18 protein-coding genes are annotated in these 17,265 nt (G+C 73.1%); 11 read left to right on the top strand and 7 right to left on the bottom strand.

Features of this window, described 5'->3' with window-relative positions:
• Positions 1 to 13: 13 nt before the first annotated feature.
• The 3 genes from OG432_RS03035 to OG432_RS03025 form a co-directional block, all read right to left on the bottom strand.
• On the bottom strand, positions 14 to 271 hold the full coding sequence (locus OG432_RS03035; protein WP_328307435.1) for a hypothetical protein: 258 nt from the start codon (positions 269 to 271) through the stop codon (positions 14 to 16).
• A 143-nt stretch (positions 272 to 414) separates the two neighbouring features.
• A complete protein-coding gene (locus OG432_RS03030) occupies positions 415 to 1,314 on the bottom strand; it encodes a hypothetical protein (RefSeq protein ID WP_328307433.1) in 900 nt (299 codons plus the stop codon).
• The gene (locus tag OG432_RS03025; RefSeq protein ID WP_328307431.1) at positions 1,311 to 2,315 is read right to left on the bottom strand and encodes an SPFH domain-containing protein; all 1,005 of its coding nucleotides are present in this window, start codon (positions 2,313 to 2,315) and stop codon (positions 1,311 to 1,313) included. The genes OG432_RS03030 and OG432_RS03025 overlap by 4 nt, the downstream gene beginning before the upstream one ends.
• Positions 2,316 to 2,624: 309 nt before the next feature.
• Between OG432_RS03025 and OG432_RS03020 the strand changes: the two genes are divergently transcribed.
• Positions 2,625 to 3,860, top strand: coding sequence for a hypothetical protein (locus tag OG432_RS03020; RefSeq protein WP_328307430.1), 1,236 nt, complete (start codon positions 2,625 to 2,627; stop codon positions 3,858 to 3,860).
• Positions 3,861 to 4,193: 333 nt separating this feature from the next.
• Positions 4,194 to 4,394, top strand: a complete 201-nt coding sequence (locus OG432_RS03015) for a hypothetical protein (RefSeq protein ID WP_328307428.1) — start codon at positions 4,194 to 4,196, stop codon at positions 4,392 to 4,394.
• A gap of 75 nt (positions 4,395 to 4,469) precedes the next feature.
• On the opposite strand, the gene OG432_RS03010 is transcribed toward OG432_RS03015, so the two are convergent.
• Both OG432_RS03010 and OG432_RS03005 read right to left on the bottom strand, forming a co-directional pair.
• Positions 4,470 to 5,141: a phosphatase PAP2 family protein gene (locus tag OG432_RS03010; RefSeq protein WP_328307426.1), complete on the bottom strand. Its 672-nt coding sequence runs from the start codon at positions 5,139 to 5,141 to the stop codon at positions 4,470 to 4,472.
• 139 nt (positions 5,142 to 5,280) lie between these two features.
• The gene (locus OG432_RS03005) at positions 5,281 to 5,955 is read right to left on the bottom strand and encodes a DedA family protein (RefSeq protein WP_328307424.1); all 675 of its coding nucleotides are present in this window, start codon (positions 5,953 to 5,955) and stop codon (positions 5,281 to 5,283) included.
• A 122-nt stretch (positions 5,956 to 6,077) separates the two neighbouring features.
• Here OG432_RS03005 and OG432_RS03000 point away from each other — a divergent pair, with 122 nt between their 5' ends.
• The 4 genes from OG432_RS03000 (at position 6,078) to OG432_RS02985 (ending at position 9,512) form a co-directional block, all read left to right on the top strand.
• On the top strand, positions 6,078 to 6,473 hold the full coding sequence (locus OG432_RS03000) for a BlaI/MecI/CopY family transcriptional regulator (RefSeq protein ID WP_328307422.1): 396 nt from the start codon (positions 6,078 to 6,080) through the stop codon (positions 6,471 to 6,473).
• On the top strand, positions 6,470 to 7,405 hold the full coding sequence (locus OG432_RS02995; RefSeq protein ID WP_328307419.1) for a M56 family metallopeptidase: 936 nt from the start codon (positions 6,470 to 6,472) through the stop codon (positions 7,403 to 7,405). The genes OG432_RS03000 and OG432_RS02995 overlap by 4 nt, the downstream gene beginning before the upstream one ends.
• 163 nt (positions 7,406 to 7,568) lie before the next feature.
• Positions 7,569 to 8,099 (top strand): DoxX family protein, encoded by a 531-nt coding sequence (locus OG432_RS02990; RefSeq protein ID WP_328307417.1) that lies wholly within the window; start codon positions 7,569 to 7,571, stop codon positions 8,097 to 8,099.
• 234 nt (positions 8,100 to 8,333) lie between these two features.
• A complete protein-coding gene (locus OG432_RS02985) occupies positions 8,334 to 9,512 on the top strand; it encodes a cytochrome P450 family protein (protein WP_328307415.1) in 1,179 nt (392 codons plus the stop codon).
• A 37-nt stretch (positions 9,513 to 9,549) separates the two neighbouring features.
• On the opposite strand, the gene OG432_RS02980 is transcribed toward OG432_RS02985, so the two are convergent.
• Both OG432_RS02980 and OG432_RS02975 read right to left on the bottom strand, forming a co-directional pair.
• The gene (locus tag OG432_RS02980) at positions 9,550 to 9,933 is read right to left on the bottom strand and encodes a DUF4440 domain-containing protein (protein WP_328307413.1); all 384 of its coding nucleotides are present in this window, start codon (positions 9,931 to 9,933) and stop codon (positions 9,550 to 9,552) included.
• A gap of 39 nt (positions 9,934 to 9,972) precedes the next feature.
• Positions 9,973 to 11,130 carry an ABC transporter substrate-binding protein gene (locus OG432_RS02975; protein WP_328307411.1) on the bottom strand — a complete coding sequence of 386 codons (1,158 nt, stop codon included), beginning with the start codon at positions 11,128 to 11,130 and terminating at the stop codon, positions 9,973 to 9,975.
• A gap of 141 nt (positions 11,131 to 11,271) precedes the next feature.
• On the opposite strand from OG432_RS02975, the gene OG432_RS02970 reads away from it, so the two are divergent.
• The 5 genes from OG432_RS02970 to OG432_RS02950 all read left to right on the top strand — a co-directional run bounded on the left by OG432_RS02970 (position 11,272) and on the right by OG432_RS02950 (position 17,252).
• Positions 11,272 to 11,565 (top strand): hypothetical protein, encoded by a 294-nt coding sequence (locus tag OG432_RS02970; RefSeq protein WP_328307409.1) that lies wholly within the window; start codon positions 11,272 to 11,274, stop codon positions 11,563 to 11,565.
• A 259-nt stretch (positions 11,566 to 11,824) separates the two neighbouring features.
• Positions 11,825 to 13,294, top strand: coding sequence for an aldehyde dehydrogenase family protein (locus OG432_RS02965; protein WP_328307407.1), 1,470 nt, complete (start codon positions 11,825 to 11,827; stop codon positions 13,292 to 13,294).
• Between the two features lie 52 nt (positions 13,295 to 13,346).
• Positions 13,347 to 14,915, top strand: coding sequence for an APC family permease (locus tag OG432_RS02960; RefSeq protein WP_443058329.1), 1,569 nt, complete (start codon positions 13,347 to 13,349; stop codon positions 14,913 to 14,915).
• Positions 14,916 to 14,949: 34 nt separating this feature from the next.
• Entirely contained in the window at positions 14,950 to 16,503 is a 1,554-nt protein-coding gene (locus tag OG432_RS02955; protein ID WP_328307405.1) for a GMC family oxidoreductase, read from the top strand.
• A gap of 110 nt (positions 16,504 to 16,613) precedes the next feature.
• The gene (locus OG432_RS02950) at positions 16,614 to 17,252 is read left to right on the top strand and encodes a LysE family translocator (protein WP_328307403.1); all 639 of its coding nucleotides are present in this window, start codon (positions 16,614 to 16,616) and stop codon (positions 17,250 to 17,252) included.
• Positions 17,253 to 17,265 lie beyond the last annotated feature (13 nt).

The raw sequence follows: 17,265 nt of genomic DNA, 5'->3' as shown, positions 1-17,265 counted from the left end.
CGCACCGGGGCGCTCACGGCCCGGCCCGCCCGGGTCCGGGCGCCCCGCCGGTGTGCAGGCTGCCGACGAGCGTGAACAGCGCGGCCTCGTTGCCCGCGAGCCCCGCCCGTGCGAGAGCGTCGTCCGCCTCGGCGATGACTCCCTCCAGCGCGAGCGGGGCCACGGGTCGGTCCGCGGGCGAGTCGAGAGCGGCGCGCACGGTGCTCAACAGGCGCAGATAGGCCTGGGCGGCGGAGCGTTCATGGGACGTCATCAGAGCGGTGGCGGTCATCGGCGGCCTTCCCTCGGCATTACGGGCTCACCGTTCACGATGCCGTACGGCACTGACAATCGACGGTCACGGCCCGCTGACGCGCGGTCAGGACCAGGGCGTCGCACCGCCGGGGTCCCGCCGGTGCCACCGCGGCGCACTCCTCAATCCACCAGCCGGAGAGCCGTGTCCGAGACGCCGACACGCACCGACTGACCCCACGTCAGGTCGAGGGCGTCGCCCTCCATGCCGTCCCCGAACGCGACCAGGCGGTCCGACTCGACGGTGATGCGCAGCCGTTGGGACCGGCACAGTTCCCCGTCGACCTGCGCGGTGCCGGTCACGGGCGAGGCCCATGCCTCGCGCACGAACCACACGAGGCGGCGGTCCGTGCGGGCCGGCAGCGCCGGTGCGTCCGCGCGGACCCGTCCCAGCGAGCCCAGCCAGCCGGTGGCCCCGGTGCCCGTGCCGACCAGGACGCCGGACGACGCCTGGGCCTCCGCCGTGGCGGCGTCGTCGTCGGGGCCGATGCGGTAGCGGGCCGTCTGGTGGCCGGGGGCGCCGAGATAGATCTCGTTGAGCGCGAGCAGCCGCTCACGGTCGTCGGTGAGCGCCTCCACCATGGTGAGGTCCTCGACCGTGCAGCCGGGCGAGGCCGCCGCCGCCAGGAGGGCCGCCGCCGAAGACGGCCGGTGGCGTACCAGCACACCCGGGTTGCGGCCGGGCTCCGGGTCGATGCCGACCACCGGCTGCCCCGCCAGGTACTTCGCGGCGTTGGCGACGAGCCCGTCCTGTCCGACCACCACGACCACGTCCTGCGTGGCGAACAGGAAACGGTCGAGGTCGCGGCGCTCGACCCGGGCCTGACGCCACATCACAGGCACGGCCGCCGCAACGTCGGCCAGCGCGCGGGCCGCCCGGTGGTGGCGGTCGGCCACCTCGCGGATGTCCCGGCCGTGCGAGGAGAGGAAGAAGGCGGCCTGGCCGTGCGTGCCGTGCCGGGCCAGCAACTCCTCGTACTCCGAGGAGCGGTGGACGAGCACCGCGCGAGGGGCCAGGCTCATGCCCGCCCCCCTCGGCCGAGCCGTGCCAACAGGTCGGTGAGCAGGTCGGGGGAGAGGGTGAGGCTCTCGACGCGGGGCAGGTTCTCGGCCAGCCGGGTCGCGGCCAGCGCGTGCAGCGTGGCCGTGTCCGCCTCGCCGTGCGCCCGCAGCCACGCACCCTGCGCCCCGGCCCGTGCCTCGCCCGACACCCGGGCCGCCTCCGCCTCGGCGCGGGCCAGCCGCACCGTGCGGGCGGCCTCCGCCTCGGTGCGTACCGCGTCCGCGGCCGCCGCCTCCTCCGCCTCGCGCCGGGTGTTGGTGCCGCGCTGCTCCACCAACTCCTCTTCGCGGCGGGCCAGTTCGATGCGGCTCGCGAGTTCGTTCTCGGCGATGGTCCGTTCCCGTTCGACGGCCACCGCCCGCCGCTCGTACGTCGCGCGGTCCGCCTCCTGCTGGATCCGTTCGCGCGCGGGCGTCCGCAGCGCGCGCTCGACCTCGGGTTCCGGGCGGATCGCGACGACCCGCGCGGCCACGACCTCGATGCCGGTCGCGGGCAGCCTGGGCTCCGCGGCGAGCCCGGCCGCGATCCGCTCCCGTACCGCGGTGACGCCGTCGGCGAGTGCGGCCGCGAGGTCGGTTCGGGCGAGCACGTCGAGGGCGTGCTGCTGGGCCGTCTCGGTCAGCAGCGTGGCCAGTTGCTCCAGCGGATCGCCCCGCCAGATCCCGGTGTCCGGGTCGATCGAGAAGTCGAGGCGGTCGGCGGCGGTGCCCGGTTCGCTGATCCGGTAGGTCACGGTCGCCTGCACGGTGACGTCCTGGAAGTCGGCGGTGCGCGCGTGGAAGGCCATGGCCAGTTCCCGGTCGGCGACCGGCACTTCGGACAGCGCGGCGCTCAGGGGCCGGAACCAGAAGCTCAGCCCGGCGCCGTCGTGCGCGGGCCTGCCGTTCCTGTGGTGGCGGACGTGCGCGGTGGGTGCGGACCGCAGGTGGCGCCAGCCGAAGCGCCTGGAGATGTCGGCCATGGGGAAACCCCTCTCTTTTCGTCAACATGACGATAGCGACTTCCCGTTTTATCGTCAAGATGACATTAAAGAGAGGAAGGGGAGTCCGTCCGGAGCGAGTTGGGGGCGTCGGGCGATGGGGGTGGCGTGGCAAATCCTTTAACTCCGCTTTGCCCGCCCCGAGGAGGGACGGCATGAGCCCGGATGCGATGGGCGGCCATCGGGCTCATGGGGGGAGGGCGGGTGGCTCAAATTAGGTGGAAATAGGGTTAATTCACCCTGCTTCGGTCTACACATCAGGGGTCCGTGGGATCAGTGACGGGAGCAGGCATGCCAGACATCAGTCGAAGGGGATTGCTGGGCGCGGGACTTGGGGCGGTCGCCGCGGCGGGGCTCGCCGGGTGCGGTGCTTCGGGGGGCGGCGACGCCGGTCAGACGGGGCTCCCGGGGCTGGGGCGGGGGCCGGGCAAGCCGGCGAAATCGCAGGCCAGGCTCATCGGTGACGGTTCGACGGCGGACACCGGCAGGCAGCCCAACCAGCCCGACAAGCCCGTCCGGCTGGAACCCGGCCAGACCCCGCCGCAGTTCGTGATCTTCTCCTGGGACGGCGCGGGCGAGGTGGGCAACGGCCTCTTCCCGCGCTTCCTCGACCTGGCCAGGGACCACGGCGCGGGCATGACGTTCTTCCTCTCCGGCCTCTATGTGCTCCCCGAGTCCAAGCGGAGCCTCTACCGCCCGCCGAACAATCCCGTCGGCGCCTCCGACATCGGCTACCTCAGCGACGCGCACGTCAAGGAGACGCTCAAGTACACCCGGCAGGCCTGGCTGGACGGCCACGAGATCGGCACACACTTCAACGGCCACTTCTGCGGCGGCTCGGGATCCGTCGCCAACTGGACGCCCGCCCAGTGGAACAGCGAGATCGACCAGGCCGTCTCCTTCGTCACCGAGTGGCGCACCAACACCGGCTGGGGCGAGGAGGACCCGCTTCCGTTCGACTACCACAGGGAACTCGTCGGCGGACGTACGCCGTGCCTGCTCGGCCAGGACAACCTGCTGGCCGCCGTGGAGGAGCGGGGCTGGCGCTACGACGCCTCGTCGCCCGGCGGCCGTCAGAAGTGGCCGGAGAAACGTCACGGCGTATGGGACCTGCCGCTCCAGGGCATTCCCTTCCCCGGGCACTCCTTCGAGGTCCTGTCGATGGACTACAACATCCTCGCCAACCAGTCGAAGAACTCGACCAAGGGCATGACCTCGCGCTACCCGGGCTGGCGCACCCAGGCCACCGCCTCGTACATGGCGGGCTTCAAGCGGGCGTACGAGACGAACCGCGCGCCCTTCTACATCGGCAACCACTTCGAGGAGTGGAACGGCGGCATCTACATGGACGCCGTCGAGGAGGCGCTGAAGGGCATGGCGGGCAAGCCGGACGTACGCCTGGTGTCGTTCCGCCAGTTCGTGGACTGGCTCGACGCGCAGGACCCGAGGGTGCTCGACCGGCTCCGCTCGCTGGAGGTGGGACAGGCGCCCCCGGGCGGCTGGAACGCCTTCTTCAAGGCGGCCTGAGGCGGGTCTGTCGCAAGGCCCCACCCGAGGTGACCCGTTGGCGGGCCGCTCCGCCAAAGATCACTCGATCGGGTGTCGCGCTCTCCACTTTGACCGAACGCGACCCGACCGGCGCACCCTGCGGCGATGCGGGCGACAGGGGGCGACGCGCCCGATTCCACGGTGCGCTTCGGACTGCGCCGAGAGGCGGACGGTCGGAGCCCGGGGTCTGCTCGAAGGACGGATCCGGGTCCCGGCCGGGCCGGGCCGGGCGGCATGCCCGCACGCACCGGCGGCCTCGGGACCCGGAGCGGAAAGCGGCCCCGGCGCAGCTCGGGGCGGAGGGAGCACACCATGCACGAACTGCGAGCGGAAGCGGTTCTCGACGGGGTGGACGCGGAGCGCCGCAAGGCCCTCCTGTGGCACGTGATGAGTGACGACGACCCCACCACCCTGTGCGGCCGCAGCCTCGAACGGGAGGCGGCGGCGCGGCCGGCACGGCCGGAACTCACCGACGCCGACCGCTACTGCGGGGACTGCATGGCCGCCTGCTGAGGGCCGGCCCCGTGAATCGGTCGGGCTCAACAAAGCCTTGACGCAGGGGAGTTGACCGGTCGGCGAGAAGCCGCGTCACGCGCCGCCCGGTGGGCGGGCACCCAGGGGCGCCCGGACGCGGCCGGTCCTGCGCCGGCCCGCGGCACGCACGCGAGGCGACGTGACCAGCGCCGCGAGGCAGAGCCAGAGCGAGGCGAAGAGCCATCCGCCCAGCACATCGCTCGCCCAGTGCACCCCGAGGTAGATCCGGGAGACGCCGACGGCCACCGCCCAGAGGCAGAGCACGGCGATGGTGGGGCGGGCGGCCGCGGGGGTGCGCCGGGTCAGCACCGCCCAGGCGAGCAGCCCCGCGGTGAGGGCGCTGGTGGTGGTGTGCCCCGAGGGGAAGGAGAATCCGGACGCCGTGGTCGCCCAGTCGAGCGAGGCCGGACGCGGGCGGGCGACGGCGGCCATCAGGCCGTACCGCACCAATTGGCCGAGGACGAGCACCGCGAGCGCTCCCGCCACCGCGTACCGGCGCCCCTTGCCGTCGCGGCCCGCGAGCAGGCCCGCGACGACGGCGAGAACGTAGGGCACCACCCCGCTGCCCGTCGCCGTGACGGCGCGCGCGGTGGCGACGGCGACCGGAGGACGGTCGTGCAGGGACCGGCGGTGCAGGACCGTGTCGCCCGGAAGCGGGGCGCCGTGCCGGACGACGACGGCGACCGTGAGCGCGACGAGGAGCGCGAGCAGGACCACGGCCACCACGCCCGTGCTCCGGGCGTTCGTCCCCGGGCGGCCGCCGTCGGTGGTGCCGGCCCCGGTCACTGCCCGGCGCCCCGGTCGCCGCCGTCGCCCCGGCCGCGCCGACGGGGACCGGCGTGCCGCCGATGCAGGCCGGCGTCCATCAGCGGACGTCCTCGGTGGCCGTACGCGCGCGGCGGGCACGCAGCACTTCCAGAGCGACCGGCGTGAGCGACACCGCCACGACCAGCGCGACGATCGGCAGCAGGTAGCGGTCGATGTTCGGCACCGACGAGCCGAGCGCGTAGCCGCCGAGCACCAGCGCACAGGTCCACACGAGGCCGCCCACGACCTGCCAGAGGGCGAAGACGCGGGCCGGTACGCCAAGGGCGCCCGCGAGCGGGTTCAGTACCGTGCGGACGATCGGCACGAAGCGCGCGAGGACGATCGCCTTCGCGTGGCCGTACTTCGCGAGCAGCTCCTCGGCGCGGGCCGCTCCCTCGTGCAGCTTGCGCGACCTGCTGCGGCCCAGCAGGGCCCGGCCGCCGCGGCGGCCGATCCAGTACCCCACCTGGGCGCCGGCGAGGGCGCCGGCCACCGAACAGACCAGGACCTCGCTGAGCGACAGCGACACGGGCCCGCTGCCGCCGGGCGCGCACAGCAGGCCCGCCGTGAACAGCAGGGAATCGCCCGGCAGGAGGAACCCCACGAGCAGACCGGTCTCGGCGAAGAGCACCACGGCAACGCCCAGGGCGCCGAACGCGGAGAGCAGCGAGCCCGCGTCGAGGATGTTCACGGCCTGGGGGAACGAGGCTGCGAGCAGGGGGACGGCGGTCATGTCAGTGGACCCTCGCATAATGGTGGTCGGGCCGAACGACGTCGGGACGTGCGCGGCCCGGCTGACTGCAGTGATGAAGACGGTCTACAGCACTGTAGACGAGTGAGCGGGAGGAGTGCCCCATGACTGCCAGGGGAGGCGTCGGACACGGGGAGCCGAGACGGCCGGCGGGGGAGCTGGAGGCCGGGGTCCTCGCGGCGCTGTGGGCCGCCGAAGCGCCGCTCACGCCGGGCGAGGTCCAGGCACAGCTCGGCGGCGGTCTCGCCCGTACCACCGTGACCACGATTCTCAGCCGGCTCCACGACAAGGGAGCGGTGACGCGCCGACGCGCCGGGCGCGGCTACACGTACACGCCCACGGAGGACGCGCCGGGGCTCACCGCCCGCCGCATGCACACCGAGCTGGCCAAGGAGGAGGACCGCTCCACCGTCCTCGCCCGCTTCGTCTCCCAGCTCAGCGACGAGGACGAGCGGCTGCTGCGCTCGCTCCTGGAGGAGGCCGGAGGCGACGGGGGATGATCTTCTCGGTGTGGATCCCGCTCCTCGTGCCGTTCCTCGCGGTGCCCGCGGCCCGTCGGCTCGCCGAGGCGCTGCCGCCCCGCCCGGCCGCGTGGCTGCTCGCCGCCGCGGCGGCCGGCCTCGCCCTCTGTTCGACCGCCGCGCTGGGACTCATCGCGCTGGCCGGGGCACTGCGGCTGCCGTTCTTCGCCTCGCTGGGAAACCTGACGGCGCCGCTGGACGCGCTTCCCGCGTGGCTCGCCTTCCCGGCCGCGGCCACCGCCGCCGCGCTCGTCGCCCTCTCGGGTGCGGCCGTGATCCGCACCCTGCGCCGGCATCTCGCCGAACTGCGCTCGGCCCGCGCCCTGTTGAGGCCGGCCGAGAGCGAACTGGCCGTCCTGCGCGACCCCAACCCCGACGCCTACGCGCTGCCCGGCCGGCCGGGGCGGATCGTCGTCACCACCGGAATGCTGCGCACCCTCGAACCCGCCGAGCGCGAAGCCCTGTTCGCGCACGAACGCGCCCACCTGATGGGCCGCCACCACCTGTTCCTGGCCGCCGCCGAGCTCGCGGGGCACTGCCACCCCGGCCTGCGGTCGCTGCGCGCGCCCCTCGCCTTCGCCCTGGAGCGGTCCGCCGACGAGTACGCGGCGACCGCCGTCGGTGACCGCAGGCTCGCGGCACGCGCGATCGGCCGCGCCGCCCTCGCCTCCCGCACCCCCGGCACGCGGCCCCGCGCGGTGCTCGCCGCGACCGCGGGACCGGTGCCGCGCCGGGTCGCCGCCCTGCTCGACCGCCACCCCGCGACGGGCCTGGCCCGTTCGGCCGGAGCCCGGCTGATAGCGGCCGTCCTGCTGAGCTGCCTGTGCGCCTCGGCGGCCTCGGCGATCGACGCGGCAGCCGATCTGCACGGCGGCATCGAAACGGCCCAGGGCGAGACCGGCCACCACTAGGTCGTGTCCTCGAAGTCCCGTCCGGCCGGCCGGGTCCGGCACGCACGCTCGGGGCGGGGCCCGGGGGTCCCGTGACCCGTACGGCCCAGCAACGCTGCGGGTCGGCTGCGCGGGGACCCGAGAGTGGGAGTCGAGTCCATCGCCCCACGCCCCGGGAGAATCCATGACCTGCCTCAACCGACGCGACCTGGGACTGCTCGTGCTGCGGACCGGCACCGGCGCGGTCCTGATGGCGCACGGCGCCCAGAAGCTCTTCGGCTGTTTCGGGGGCGGCGGGATCGACGGCACGGCCGCCGCCATGGAGCACATGGGCTTCCGCCCCGGCAAGCAGAGCGCGATCGCCGCCGGGCTCGGCGAGATGGGCGGCGGCGCCCTGCTGGCCCTCGGCCTTGCCACCCCCGCCGCCGGGGCCGCGGCGGCCGGCGCCATGGCGGGCGCGGTCTCGGTGCATGCCCCGGCCGGCTTCTTCGCCCAGGCCGGCGGGTTCGAATACCCCGCGTTCCTCGGCTTCACCGCCGCCGCGATCGGCCTCGCCGGAGCCGGACGCTACTCCCTCGACCATGCCACGGACCATGTGGTCGACCAGCCCTGGACCGTCGCCCTCGCCTTCCTCGGCAGCGCCGTGGCGGCCGCGGCGGTGGTCGGACGCCGGGCGAAGGAGCGGGGCAAGTCCGAGGACGAGTCCTCCGGCTGAACCGGATGAACCGGCTGAACGCCGGACCGGCCGAGCCGGCTGGATGCCGGACCAACGGAGCCGGGTGAACCGGGTGACCGCCTCGACCCCGCACCGGCCGATGGTGATGTGTGCCGAGTTGTCCTGGCTGAAACCGATCCGTCCCGGGAGCCGACCGGTCAACTGCCCGACCGGGACGCCACGTTGGGCGTGTCGCTGACGGGCCCCGTCCGCAACGGGACGGAGCCTGGCGGGGTGACCGAGCCGACGCAGGACCCGCTGTTCGCCCAGGACCCGTATCCCGCCTACGCCGCGCTGCGCCGCGCGTGTCCCGTGCAGCCCATGGCGAACGGCTCGGGAACGCGCTCCGGCTACGTGGTCACCGGCTACGCACAGGCCAGGGAAGCGCTCGCCGACCCCCGGCTGTCCAAGGACACCGCCGTCTTCTTCGCCGGCAAGGAGTCACGACGCCGGCTCCACCCCGCCGTCGCGCACACCATGCTGGCCAGCGATCCACCCCGGCACACCCGGCTGCGCAAGCTCGTGACGAAGGCGTTCACGACGGGAGCCGTGGCCCGGATGCGCCCGTTCATCGCCCGGGTCACCGATGAGCTGCTCGACCGGTGGCCCGCCGGCGAGCAGGTCGATCTGGTCGGCGCCCTGGCGGCCCCGCTGCCCGTCATCGTGATCTGCGAGCTGCTCGGCGTACCGGAGGCGGAGCGGCCCGCCGTCCGGCGCTGGTCCGGCGAGCTGTTCGCCGCGGGCGAGCCGGATCGCGTCGACACGGCCTCGCACGCGATCGCGGCGTACATGACCGGCCTCATCGCGGCCAAGCGCGCACGGCCCGGGAGTTCGCTCCTCGACGACCTCGTAGTGGCGCGCGACGGCGACGACCGGCTCAGCGAGGAGGAACTGGTCTCCCTCGCCGTGCTCCTCCTGATCGCGGGCCACGAAACCACCACCAACTTCCTGGGCAACGCCGTCCTGGCCCTGCTCCGGAACCCCGGCGCGGCGGCCCGCCTGCGGGAGGACCCGGACCGCATGCCGGCCGCACTGGACGAACTGCTGCGCTTCGATTCCCCCGTCAGCACGGCGACCTTCCGGTTCGCGACGCAGGCCCTCACCCTGGGCGGCACCGCGATCCCGGCGGGCGCCGCGGTGACCATCGCCCTCGGGGCCGCCAACCGCGACCCGGAGCGGTTCGCCTCACCCGACCTGCTCGACTGGGACCGGGACGCGGCGGCCCATCTCGGCTTCGGGCACGGCATCCACCGGTGCGTGGGCGCTCCGCTGGCGAAGGCCGAGGCCGAGATCGTGCTGCGCGCCCTCATCGCCCGCTTTCCGCGCCTCCGCCTCGCCGTACCGGCCGATCGGCTCCAGTGGCGGCGCACCCGGCTCGTCCGCGGCCTGGCGGCGCTCCCCGTCCTGGCATAGCCGCGGCTCGGGGCGCGCCGGTCACTCGGCCGACGCGTCACCGTGCCGGTGGGCGACCCGCCACGCGCCGTTCTCGCGGCGGTACACCTGGGTCGCCCGCAGTGTGTACACGCGCGGTGTGCCCGTCCATGGTCACGGAGATGTGCTCGAAACCGGCCGTGTACGCCATGTCTCCCACCACGTCGCACGACCGCAGGTCGAACACGAGCGACGTGCAGTCGGACAGCCGCGCCGCCAGCTGGACGAAGAGTTCGCCGACCGCTTCCTGTCTGAAGACGTTGCGCCAGGCTCCCAGGACGCTCACGGGCTCCTCGCGCGACCAGAGCGCGCGACGCGGGCCCGGGTCGCCGTTGTGCAGCGCGATCTCCGCGTCGTGCAACTCGGTGTCGACCCACGCGAGGAACGCTTCACGTTCGGTCATCTGTCCATCATGCGCTCGTGTGCCGGGCGCCGCGCGGCCTCAGCCGGTGTGGAGAACCCGGAAACGGGTGGGGTCGGCCGGGTCCCGGTCGACGACCTGGACCGGTGCCCAGACCCACTGCCACACGCCGATGCCGGGTGCACGGGAAAAACGGACCATCCCGCGGGTGCCTTCGACGGCGACACCGGACCAGCCGCCGGCGACGGCCGCCCACATGTCGGAAGGAACCGGCGCGGCCCCGCCGGTGGGCGCCCGGTCCGCGGCGCGCGTGGGCAGGGCACCCGGGCGCACGAGGGCCGTGCGCTGGACGGCCGTGCGCAGGACATCGGCGAGGACGAGAATCGCGTCGTACCCCTCGAACGCGACGAAGGACGGCACCTGGGCCAGGCGTTCGCGCAGCGCGGACCCGACGCGCCTGCCGAGCGGGGTCGGCCGTTCGGGCAGGTAGCGCAGGAACGGGATCGCGGCGCCGTCGTCCCCGAGGAGCTCCGCCCACCCCGGCAGCTCCGGCTGGCCGGCCGGAGCGCCGATCAGGAGGCCGGCCAGGCGCGCGTCACGGCGTACGGACGTGACGATCGGGACGGCGGGTTCCGGATGGCCGACCAGGAGCAGGAGGGCGGTCGCCCGGTGGTCGACGAGTTCGCCGCACAGGGCGTCGGGGGAGAGGGCGCTCATGTCGAACTCGACGACGGTGGCGCCGTGCGGAGCGAGATGGTCGCGCAGGATGCGGGTGCCGGAAGCCCAGTAGACACTCGGCTGGGTGGCCACGGCGATGCGGCGGTGGCCCGCGGCGAGGAGGAAGTCGCCGTAGATCCGCCAGCCGTGGGACTGCGCGGGGGCCAGGCGCGCGACCCGGTCCGCCGGCCGCTCGGTGAGCGCGTCGAGCACCGCCGACGAGCAGAGGTAGGGCACGCCGAGAGCGGCGGCCCGCTCGGCGGCGGCCCGTGCGACGACACTGTGGAACTCGCCCGTCACGGCGGCCACGCCGAGCCCGGCCAGTTCCTCCACGGCCGCCCCGGCCCGGTCCGGATCGGCCGCGGTGTCCCGGACCTCCAGCGCGAGCGGCTGCCCCGCGATGCCCCCGCTCGCGTTGACCTCACGCACCCCCAACTCAAGCCCCGCGAGCAGGTGCCGGCCCGCCTCGACCCACCCGGGCCGGGACAGCGGAACGAGGGCGCCGATCGTGTGGATGACCATGCGGGCCATTGCACCGGCGCCCGGACGGGCGAGCAAGCGAATATCCCCGGGCCGCACAACGACACCGGCAACCGGGACAGCCGCGCCCATGACGGCGAAACCGGCCTGTTGAGCGGCGCTCGCCGGGGTACACGGCCCGGCATGGCAGCCAAGACCGAACTCGTCATGTCCCTGCGGGCCGTGCGGCAACTGCGCCAGGTCCGTGCCTTCTACGCCGTGGGTCTCACCCTGTGGGCCGCGTCGACCGCCTGGACGGCTTGGCAGTCCCCCGGCAGTCGGCAGATGTGGGTGTCGGCCCTGCTCCTGGCCATCTTCAGCGGCCTCCTCGGCCTCGCGTCCTTGTGGCTGCAGCGCCTCAAGGCCCGCGGTTCGGCGCGCGTCGCGCACCATGCGGCCTCCCGCGGGACCGCCGCGCCGGGCCACGCGCACGCCTGAGACAGGTCGGGGCGTGTGCCCCCGCGCGCCCGAGGCACCTCGCGGCGCGTCCCCCGCAGCCCGAGTACTTCGGGGTGCGGGCCCCGGCCGACCGGGAAACGACCGCGGTCCGTCGGGGCGGCGGTGCGGGCCGCCGTGCGCGCCGGTCCTGGCCGTGTTACGTCTGACAGGTCAACCGTCCGTCGTGACGACGGGCCGTGCCGCACCGGAAGGCATCCGCATGCCGGCCGTGCCGTAGGGCCTGACCTGGAGGATTGCCATGCCCGAGCTGTTCATCGCCGGCCGGTGGACGGCGGCCGCGCAAGGGCACACGCGGGAGATCAGGTGCCCCGCCGACGGCACGCTGGTCGCCCAGGTGGACGAGGCGGGACCGCAGGACGCGGCCGCAGCCGTGGCCGCCGCCCGTGACGCGTTCGACCGGGGCCCGTGGCCGCGCACACCCGTCGCGGACCGGGCCGCGCTGCTGCTCCGGGTCGCCGACCTCCTCGTACGCGACAAGGCCGCTTTCGCCCGTGCGGAGTCGCTCGACACCGGCAAGCGCCTGGTCGAGTCCGAGTACGACATGGACGACATCGCGAACTGCTTCCGCTACTTCGGCAACCTCGCCGCGGCCGGGGGCACGGACCGGATCGTCGACACCGGCACCCCGACCGTCGACAGCCGCGTCGTCCACGAACCCGTGGGCGTCTGCTCCCTGATCACCCCGTGGAACTACCCGCTGCTGCAGACCGCGTGGAAGGTCGCGCCCGCGCTCGCCGCCGGCAACACCTTCGTGCTCAAGCCGAGCGAGCTCACACCGCACACCGCGATCCTCCTGATGGGGCTCCTCCAGGAGGCGGGCCTTCCGGACGGGGCCGCCAACCTGATCCTGGGCACCGGAGCGGTCGTCGGCGCGCCCCTGACCACGGACGAGCGGGTCGATCTGGTCTCCTTCACCGGTGGCCTGGCCACCGGGCGGAGCATCATGGCGGCCGCCGCGCCCACCGTGAAGAAGATCGCCCTCGAACTCGGCGGCAAGAACCCCAACATCGTCTTCGCGGACGCGGACTTCGACACCGCCGTGGACTACGCGCTCATGGCCGTCTTCCTGCACTCGGGACAGGTCTGCTCGGCGGGCGCCCGGCTCCTGGTCGAGGACGAGCTGCACGACCGCTTCGTCTCCGAACTCGTGGAGCGCGCCGGGCGGATCCGCATGGGCGGCCCCTTCGACGAACACGCGCGCACCGGCCCCCTCATCTCTGCCGCGCACCGCGACAAGGTCGAGGCGTACGTAGCCGCCGGTGTCGCCGAAGGCGCCGTCCTGCGGCTCGGCGGCGCGCGGCCCGACGACCCGGCGCTCGCGAACGGCTTCTACTACCCGCCGACCATCCTCGACGAGTGCACCCCGCAGATGTCCGTGGTCCAGGACGAGTCGTTCGGCCCGGTGGTGACGGTCGAGCGGTTCCGCGGCGAGGCCGAGGCGGTGGCCCTGGCCAACGACACCGTCTACGGACTCGCGGGCGCCGTGTGGACCACCGACGAGGGCCGGGCCCACCGGGTGGCCGCGGGCCTGAGGGTCGGCACCGTCTGGATCAACGACTTCCACCCCTATGTCCCGCAGGCCGAATGGGGCGGCATGAAGCAGTCCGGAGTGGGCCGTGAACTGGGCCCCGCGGGCCTCGCCGAGTACAGCGAGGCCAAGCACATCTGGCGCAACACCGCGGCCGAACCGCAGCGCTGGTTCGACTGATCCCGTCCTGCGAAGCGCTGCCCCCTGCCCGTACGGAACGAGGAGACCTGCCATGGCGGACATGCCGCCCGGCCCGGACGACCCGGCCACGAACGCGTCCTCCGACCAAGACGCGGCCCTGACCGAGCTGGGCTACAAGCCCGGACTCAAGCGGACGCTCGGCAACTTCCACACCTTCGCCGCCGGCATCAGCTACATCTCCATCCTGACCGGCACCTTCCAGCTGTTCTACTTCGGCGTGAGCTTCGGCGGGCCCGCCTACTGGTGGTCCTGGCCGATGGTCTTCCTGGGGCAGCTGATGGTGGCCCTGTGCTTCTGCGAACTCGCCGCCCGTTTCCCCGTCGCGGGGTCGGTCTACAACTGGTCCAAGCACTCCGGCGGCCCGCACGTCGGCTGGCTCGCGGGCTGGATGATGACGGTCGCGACCATGGTGTCGCTGGCGGCCGTCGCCCTCGCCTACCAGCTGACGCTCCCTCAGATCTCCAGCGTCTTCCAGATCATCGGCGACGGCACCGGCAAGTACGACAAGGCCGCCAACGCGGTGCTGCTCGGCACGATCCTGATCCTCTTCACGACCGTCGTCAACGCGTTCGGCGTCAAGCTGATGGCCACCATCAACTCCGCGGGCGTCTTCATCGAGCTGGTCGCGGCCGTCGTCCTCGTCGGGCTGCTCGCCGCGCACATCACCCGCGGCCCGAGCGCCATCGTGCAGACCGAGGGCTACGGACAGGGGCAGTCGCTCGGCTACCTCGGCGCGTTCCTGACCGCCTCACTCGCCTCGGCGTACGTGATGTACGGATTCGACACGGCCTCCTCGCTCGGTGAGGAATCCATCGACCCCGCCCGCAACGCGCCGCGCGCCATCCTGCGCGCCCTGATCGCCTCCTTCCTGCTGGGCGGCCTGATCCTGCTGTTCGCGCTGCTCGCCGCCCCCGACCTGCACGCGAAAGAGCTGTCCGTGGACGGCCTGCAATACGTGGTGAAGGCCGCGCTCGGCCACACCATCGGCGTGGTCGTGCTGTGGTGCGTCGTCATCGCCATCACCGTGTGCGCGCTGTCGGTGCAGACGGCGGGACTCCGCCTCGCGTTCGCGATGGCCCGGGACAACAACCTGCCGGGCGGCTCGAAGCTGGCCCGGCTCAGCCCGAGGTTCCAGACGCCCGTCCTGGCCACGTGCCTGATCGGGATCGTGGCCATCGTCATCCTGGTCGTCAACATCAACCAGCCGCAGATCTTCTCCGTCGTCACCAGCATCGCCATCGTGATGATCTACATCGCCTATCTGCTGGTGACGCTCCCGCTGCTGATCCAGCGGCTCCGCGGCCGCTGGACGACATCGCCCGGCCGCTTCTCGCTCGGCAGGTTCGGCATCCCCGTCAACATCCTGGCCGTGCTCTGGGGCGCCGCGATGACCGTCAACCTGCTGTGGCCGCGCGCCGCGGTCTACAACGCCACCGGGCCGCAGCACTGGTACCTGCGCTGGGGCGGCGTCCTGTTCGTCGGCGTCGTCGGGGTCGGCGGGTTCCTCTACTACTGGTTCGTCCAGCGCAAGCAGACCGGAGTCCTCGCCGAGCACTCCGCCGGAGGCCCCTCGGAACCCATGGCCCACGGCGCACCGTAGAGGCCCCACGACCGACCGACGCGAAGGAGCAGACGTGGACGAGTTCGACTATGTGGTGGTGGGCGGCGGCACCGCCGGCTGTGTCGTCGCCGCCCGGCTGAGTGAGGACCCGTCGGTCACGGTCTGCCTCCTGGAAGCGGGGCCGAGCGATGTCGGCGACGACAACGTCCTGCGCCTGGAGCGCTGGATGGGGCTCCTCGAATCCGGCTACGACTGGGACTACCCCGTCGAACCGCAGGAGCACGGCAACAGCTACATGCGGCACGCCCGCGCCCGCGTACTCGGCGGCTGTTCCTCGCACAACTCCTGCATCGCCTTCTGGGCGCCCGCCGAGGACCTCGACGCCTGGGAAGCGGCGGGCTGTTCGGGCTGGGGCGCGGCCGACACCTACCCCCTCTACCGGCGCCTTGAGACCAACGACGGGCCCGGCGACCACCACGGCCGCTCCGGCCCGGTCAAGATCCGCACCGTCCAGCCCAACGACCCGTGCGGCAGCGCCCTGTTGAAGGCGTGCGCGGAGGCCTCCATCCCCACCACCGCCTTCAACACCGGGACGACGGTCCTGCGGGGCGCCGGATGGTTCCAGATCAACTCCGACGAGAACAACATGCGCCAGTCGGCCTCCGTCGCCTATCTGCATCCCGTGCTCGGCAAGCGGCCGAACCTGGAGGTGCGCACCGGAGTCCGTGCCAAGCATCTGCTGATCGACGCCGACCGGCGCTGCACCGGCGCCGCCTATCTCGACCCGGACCTGGTCCACTCCCGTACGGTCACCGCGCGCCGCGAGACGATCGTGAGCTGCGGCGCGATCGACACGCCCAAGCTCCTGATGCTCTCGGGCATCGGGCCGGCCGGCCACCTGCGGGACGTGGGCGTGGACCCGGTCGTGGACGCGCCCGGTGTGGGGGAGAACCTCCAGGACCATCCGGAGGGCGTCATCATGTGGGAGGCCAAGCGGCCCATGGTGACCACGTCCCAGCAGTGGTGGGAGATCGGCATCTTCGTCGACACCGTCCCCGGCCTGGACCGGCCCGACCTGATGTATCACTACGGCTCGATGCCGTTCGACATGAACACCTACCGGCGTGGCTACCCGACGAGCGAGAACGCGTTCTGTCTCACCCCCAACGTCACCCGCGCGCGTTCGCGCGGCACCGTGCGGCTGCGTACCCGCGACTTCCGGGACAAGCCGCGCGTCGACCCGCGGTACTTCACGGACGAGCACGACGTGCGCGTGATGACGCACGGGCTGCGGCTGGCCCGCGAGATCGCCGCACAGCCCGCGCTCGCGCCGTGGGCGGGGGCCGAACTCGCGCCGGGGCCCGGCGTGCGGAGCGACGACGAGCTGCTCGACTACATCACCACGACGCACAACACCGTCTACCACCCGTCCTGCACGGTGAAGATGGGCGCGGACGACGACCCGACCGCCCCGCTCGACGCCCGGCTGCGCGTCAAGGGAATCCAGAACCTGCGGGTCGCCGACGGCTCCGCGATGCCGGACCTCGTCACCGTCAACCCGTGCATCACGACGATGATGATCGGCGAGAAGTGCGCCGACATGCTGAAGGAGGACGCGGGGCGGTGAGGGACGCGGGGCGGTGACGGACCCGCCCCGTGCACGGACGGTCGGCGGCCCGTGTCTCACCCCTCGGAATTGGGTCGCCGTGCGCGGGCGCTCTGATCAGCATGGCGGCCATGGTCGATACATCTCTGTACCTGACGTTCCTGGCCGCCGCGTTCGCCCTGTGCATCACTCCGGGGCCCGACATGATGTTCATCGTGGCCATGGGGGGACGCGGCGGGCCCGCCACGGGCCTGATGGCGGCCCTGGGGGTGGCGTTCGGCGCCCTGGTGCACGCGGGCGCCGCCGCGCTGGGTCTCTCCGCGCTCTTCATGTCACTGCCGTCGCTTTACCACGCCCTGCGCTGGGTCGGCGCGGCCTATCTCCTCTACCTCGCGGTTCAGGCGTTCCGTCACCGGTCGGGCCCCGGTGACGACGAGGCCACGGCCGTCGCGCGTCCCGTCCCGGGGCGGGTCCGGACGTTCCGGCAAGGGGCCGTGACCAATGTGCTCAACCCGAAGGTGATCCTTTTCAACGTGGCCTTCCTGCCCCAGTTCGTCAACCCGGATCTCGGCCACGGGGTGGGTCAACTCCTGATCCTCGGGCTCACGTTGGTCCTGGTGGGGCTGGCCGTCGACGCCTGCGTCGGCCTGCTGTCCGGCCGGCTCTCGTCGCTGCTGCGACGAAGCCGCCGGGTGGCACGGGGACTCGACCTCTTCAGCGGCACGGTCTTCGCCGGACTCGCCGCGAGGCTGGCCCTCGGATCCGACTGAACTCCCGTACTCA

Origin of the sequence: Streptomyces sp. NBC_00442 (genome assembly GCF_036014195.1) — a bacterium.
In the GTDB taxonomy this organism is placed as follows: Bacteria; Actinomycetota; Actinomycetes; order Streptomycetales; family Streptomycetaceae; genus Streptomyces.
Note: the sequence above shows the minus strand (reverse complement) of the source record. Positions and strands in the feature narration are given on the sequence as shown.

Coding starts and splice junctions, on each gene's coding strand:
- OG432_RS03035 (WP_328307435.1), bottom strand. CDS start 271: ATGACCGCCACCGCTCTGATGACGTCCCATGAACGCTCCGCCGCCCAG.
- OG432_RS03030 (WP_328307433.1), bottom strand. CDS start 1,314: ATGAGCCTGGCCCCTCGCGCGGTGCTCGTCCACCGCTCCTCGGAGTAC.
- OG432_RS03025 (WP_328307431.1), bottom strand. CDS start 2,315: ATGGCCGACATCTCCAGGCGCTTCGGCTGGCGCCACCTGCGGTCCGCA.
- OG432_RS03020 (WP_328307430.1), top strand. CDS start 2,625: ATGCCAGACATCAGTCGAAGGGGATTGCTGGGCGCGGGACTTGGGGCG.
- OG432_RS03015 (WP_328307428.1), top strand. CDS start 4,194: ATGCACGAACTGCGAGCGGAAGCGGTTCTCGACGGGGTGGACGCGGAG.
- OG432_RS03005 (WP_328307424.1), bottom strand. CDS start 5,955: ATGACCGCCGTCCCCCTGCTCGCAGCCTCGTTCCCCCAGGCCGTGAAC.
- OG432_RS03000 (WP_328307422.1), top strand. CDS start 6,078: ATGACTGCCAGGGGAGGCGTCGGACACGGGGAGCCGAGACGGCCGGCG.
- OG432_RS02995 (WP_328307419.1), top strand. CDS start 6,470: ATGATCTTCTCGGTGTGGATCCCGCTCCTCGTGCCGTTCCTCGCGGTG.
- OG432_RS02990 (WP_328307417.1), top strand. CDS start 7,569: ATGACCTGCCTCAACCGACGCGACCTGGGACTGCTCGTGCTGCGGACC.
- OG432_RS02980 (WP_328307413.1), bottom strand. CDS start 9,933: ATGACCGAACGTGAAGCGTTCCTCGCGTGGGTCGACACCGAGTTGCAC.
- OG432_RS02975 (WP_328307411.1), bottom strand. CDS start 11,130: ATGGTCATCCACACGATCGGCGCCCTCGTTCCGCTGTCCCGGCCCGGG.
- OG432_RS02970 (WP_328307409.1), top strand. CDS start 11,272: ATGGCAGCCAAGACCGAACTCGTCATGTCCCTGCGGGCCGTGCGGCAA.
- OG432_RS02965 (WP_328307407.1), top strand. CDS start 11,825: ATGCCCGAGCTGTTCATCGCCGGCCGGTGGACGGCGGCCGCGCAAGGG.
- OG432_RS02960 (WP_443058329.1), top strand. CDS start 13,347: ATGGCGGACATGCCGCCCGGCCCGGACGACCCGGCCACGAACGCGTCC.
- OG432_RS02950 (WP_328307403.1), top strand. CDS start 16,614: ATGGTCGATACATCTCTGTACCTGACGTTCCTGGCCGCCGCGTTCGCC.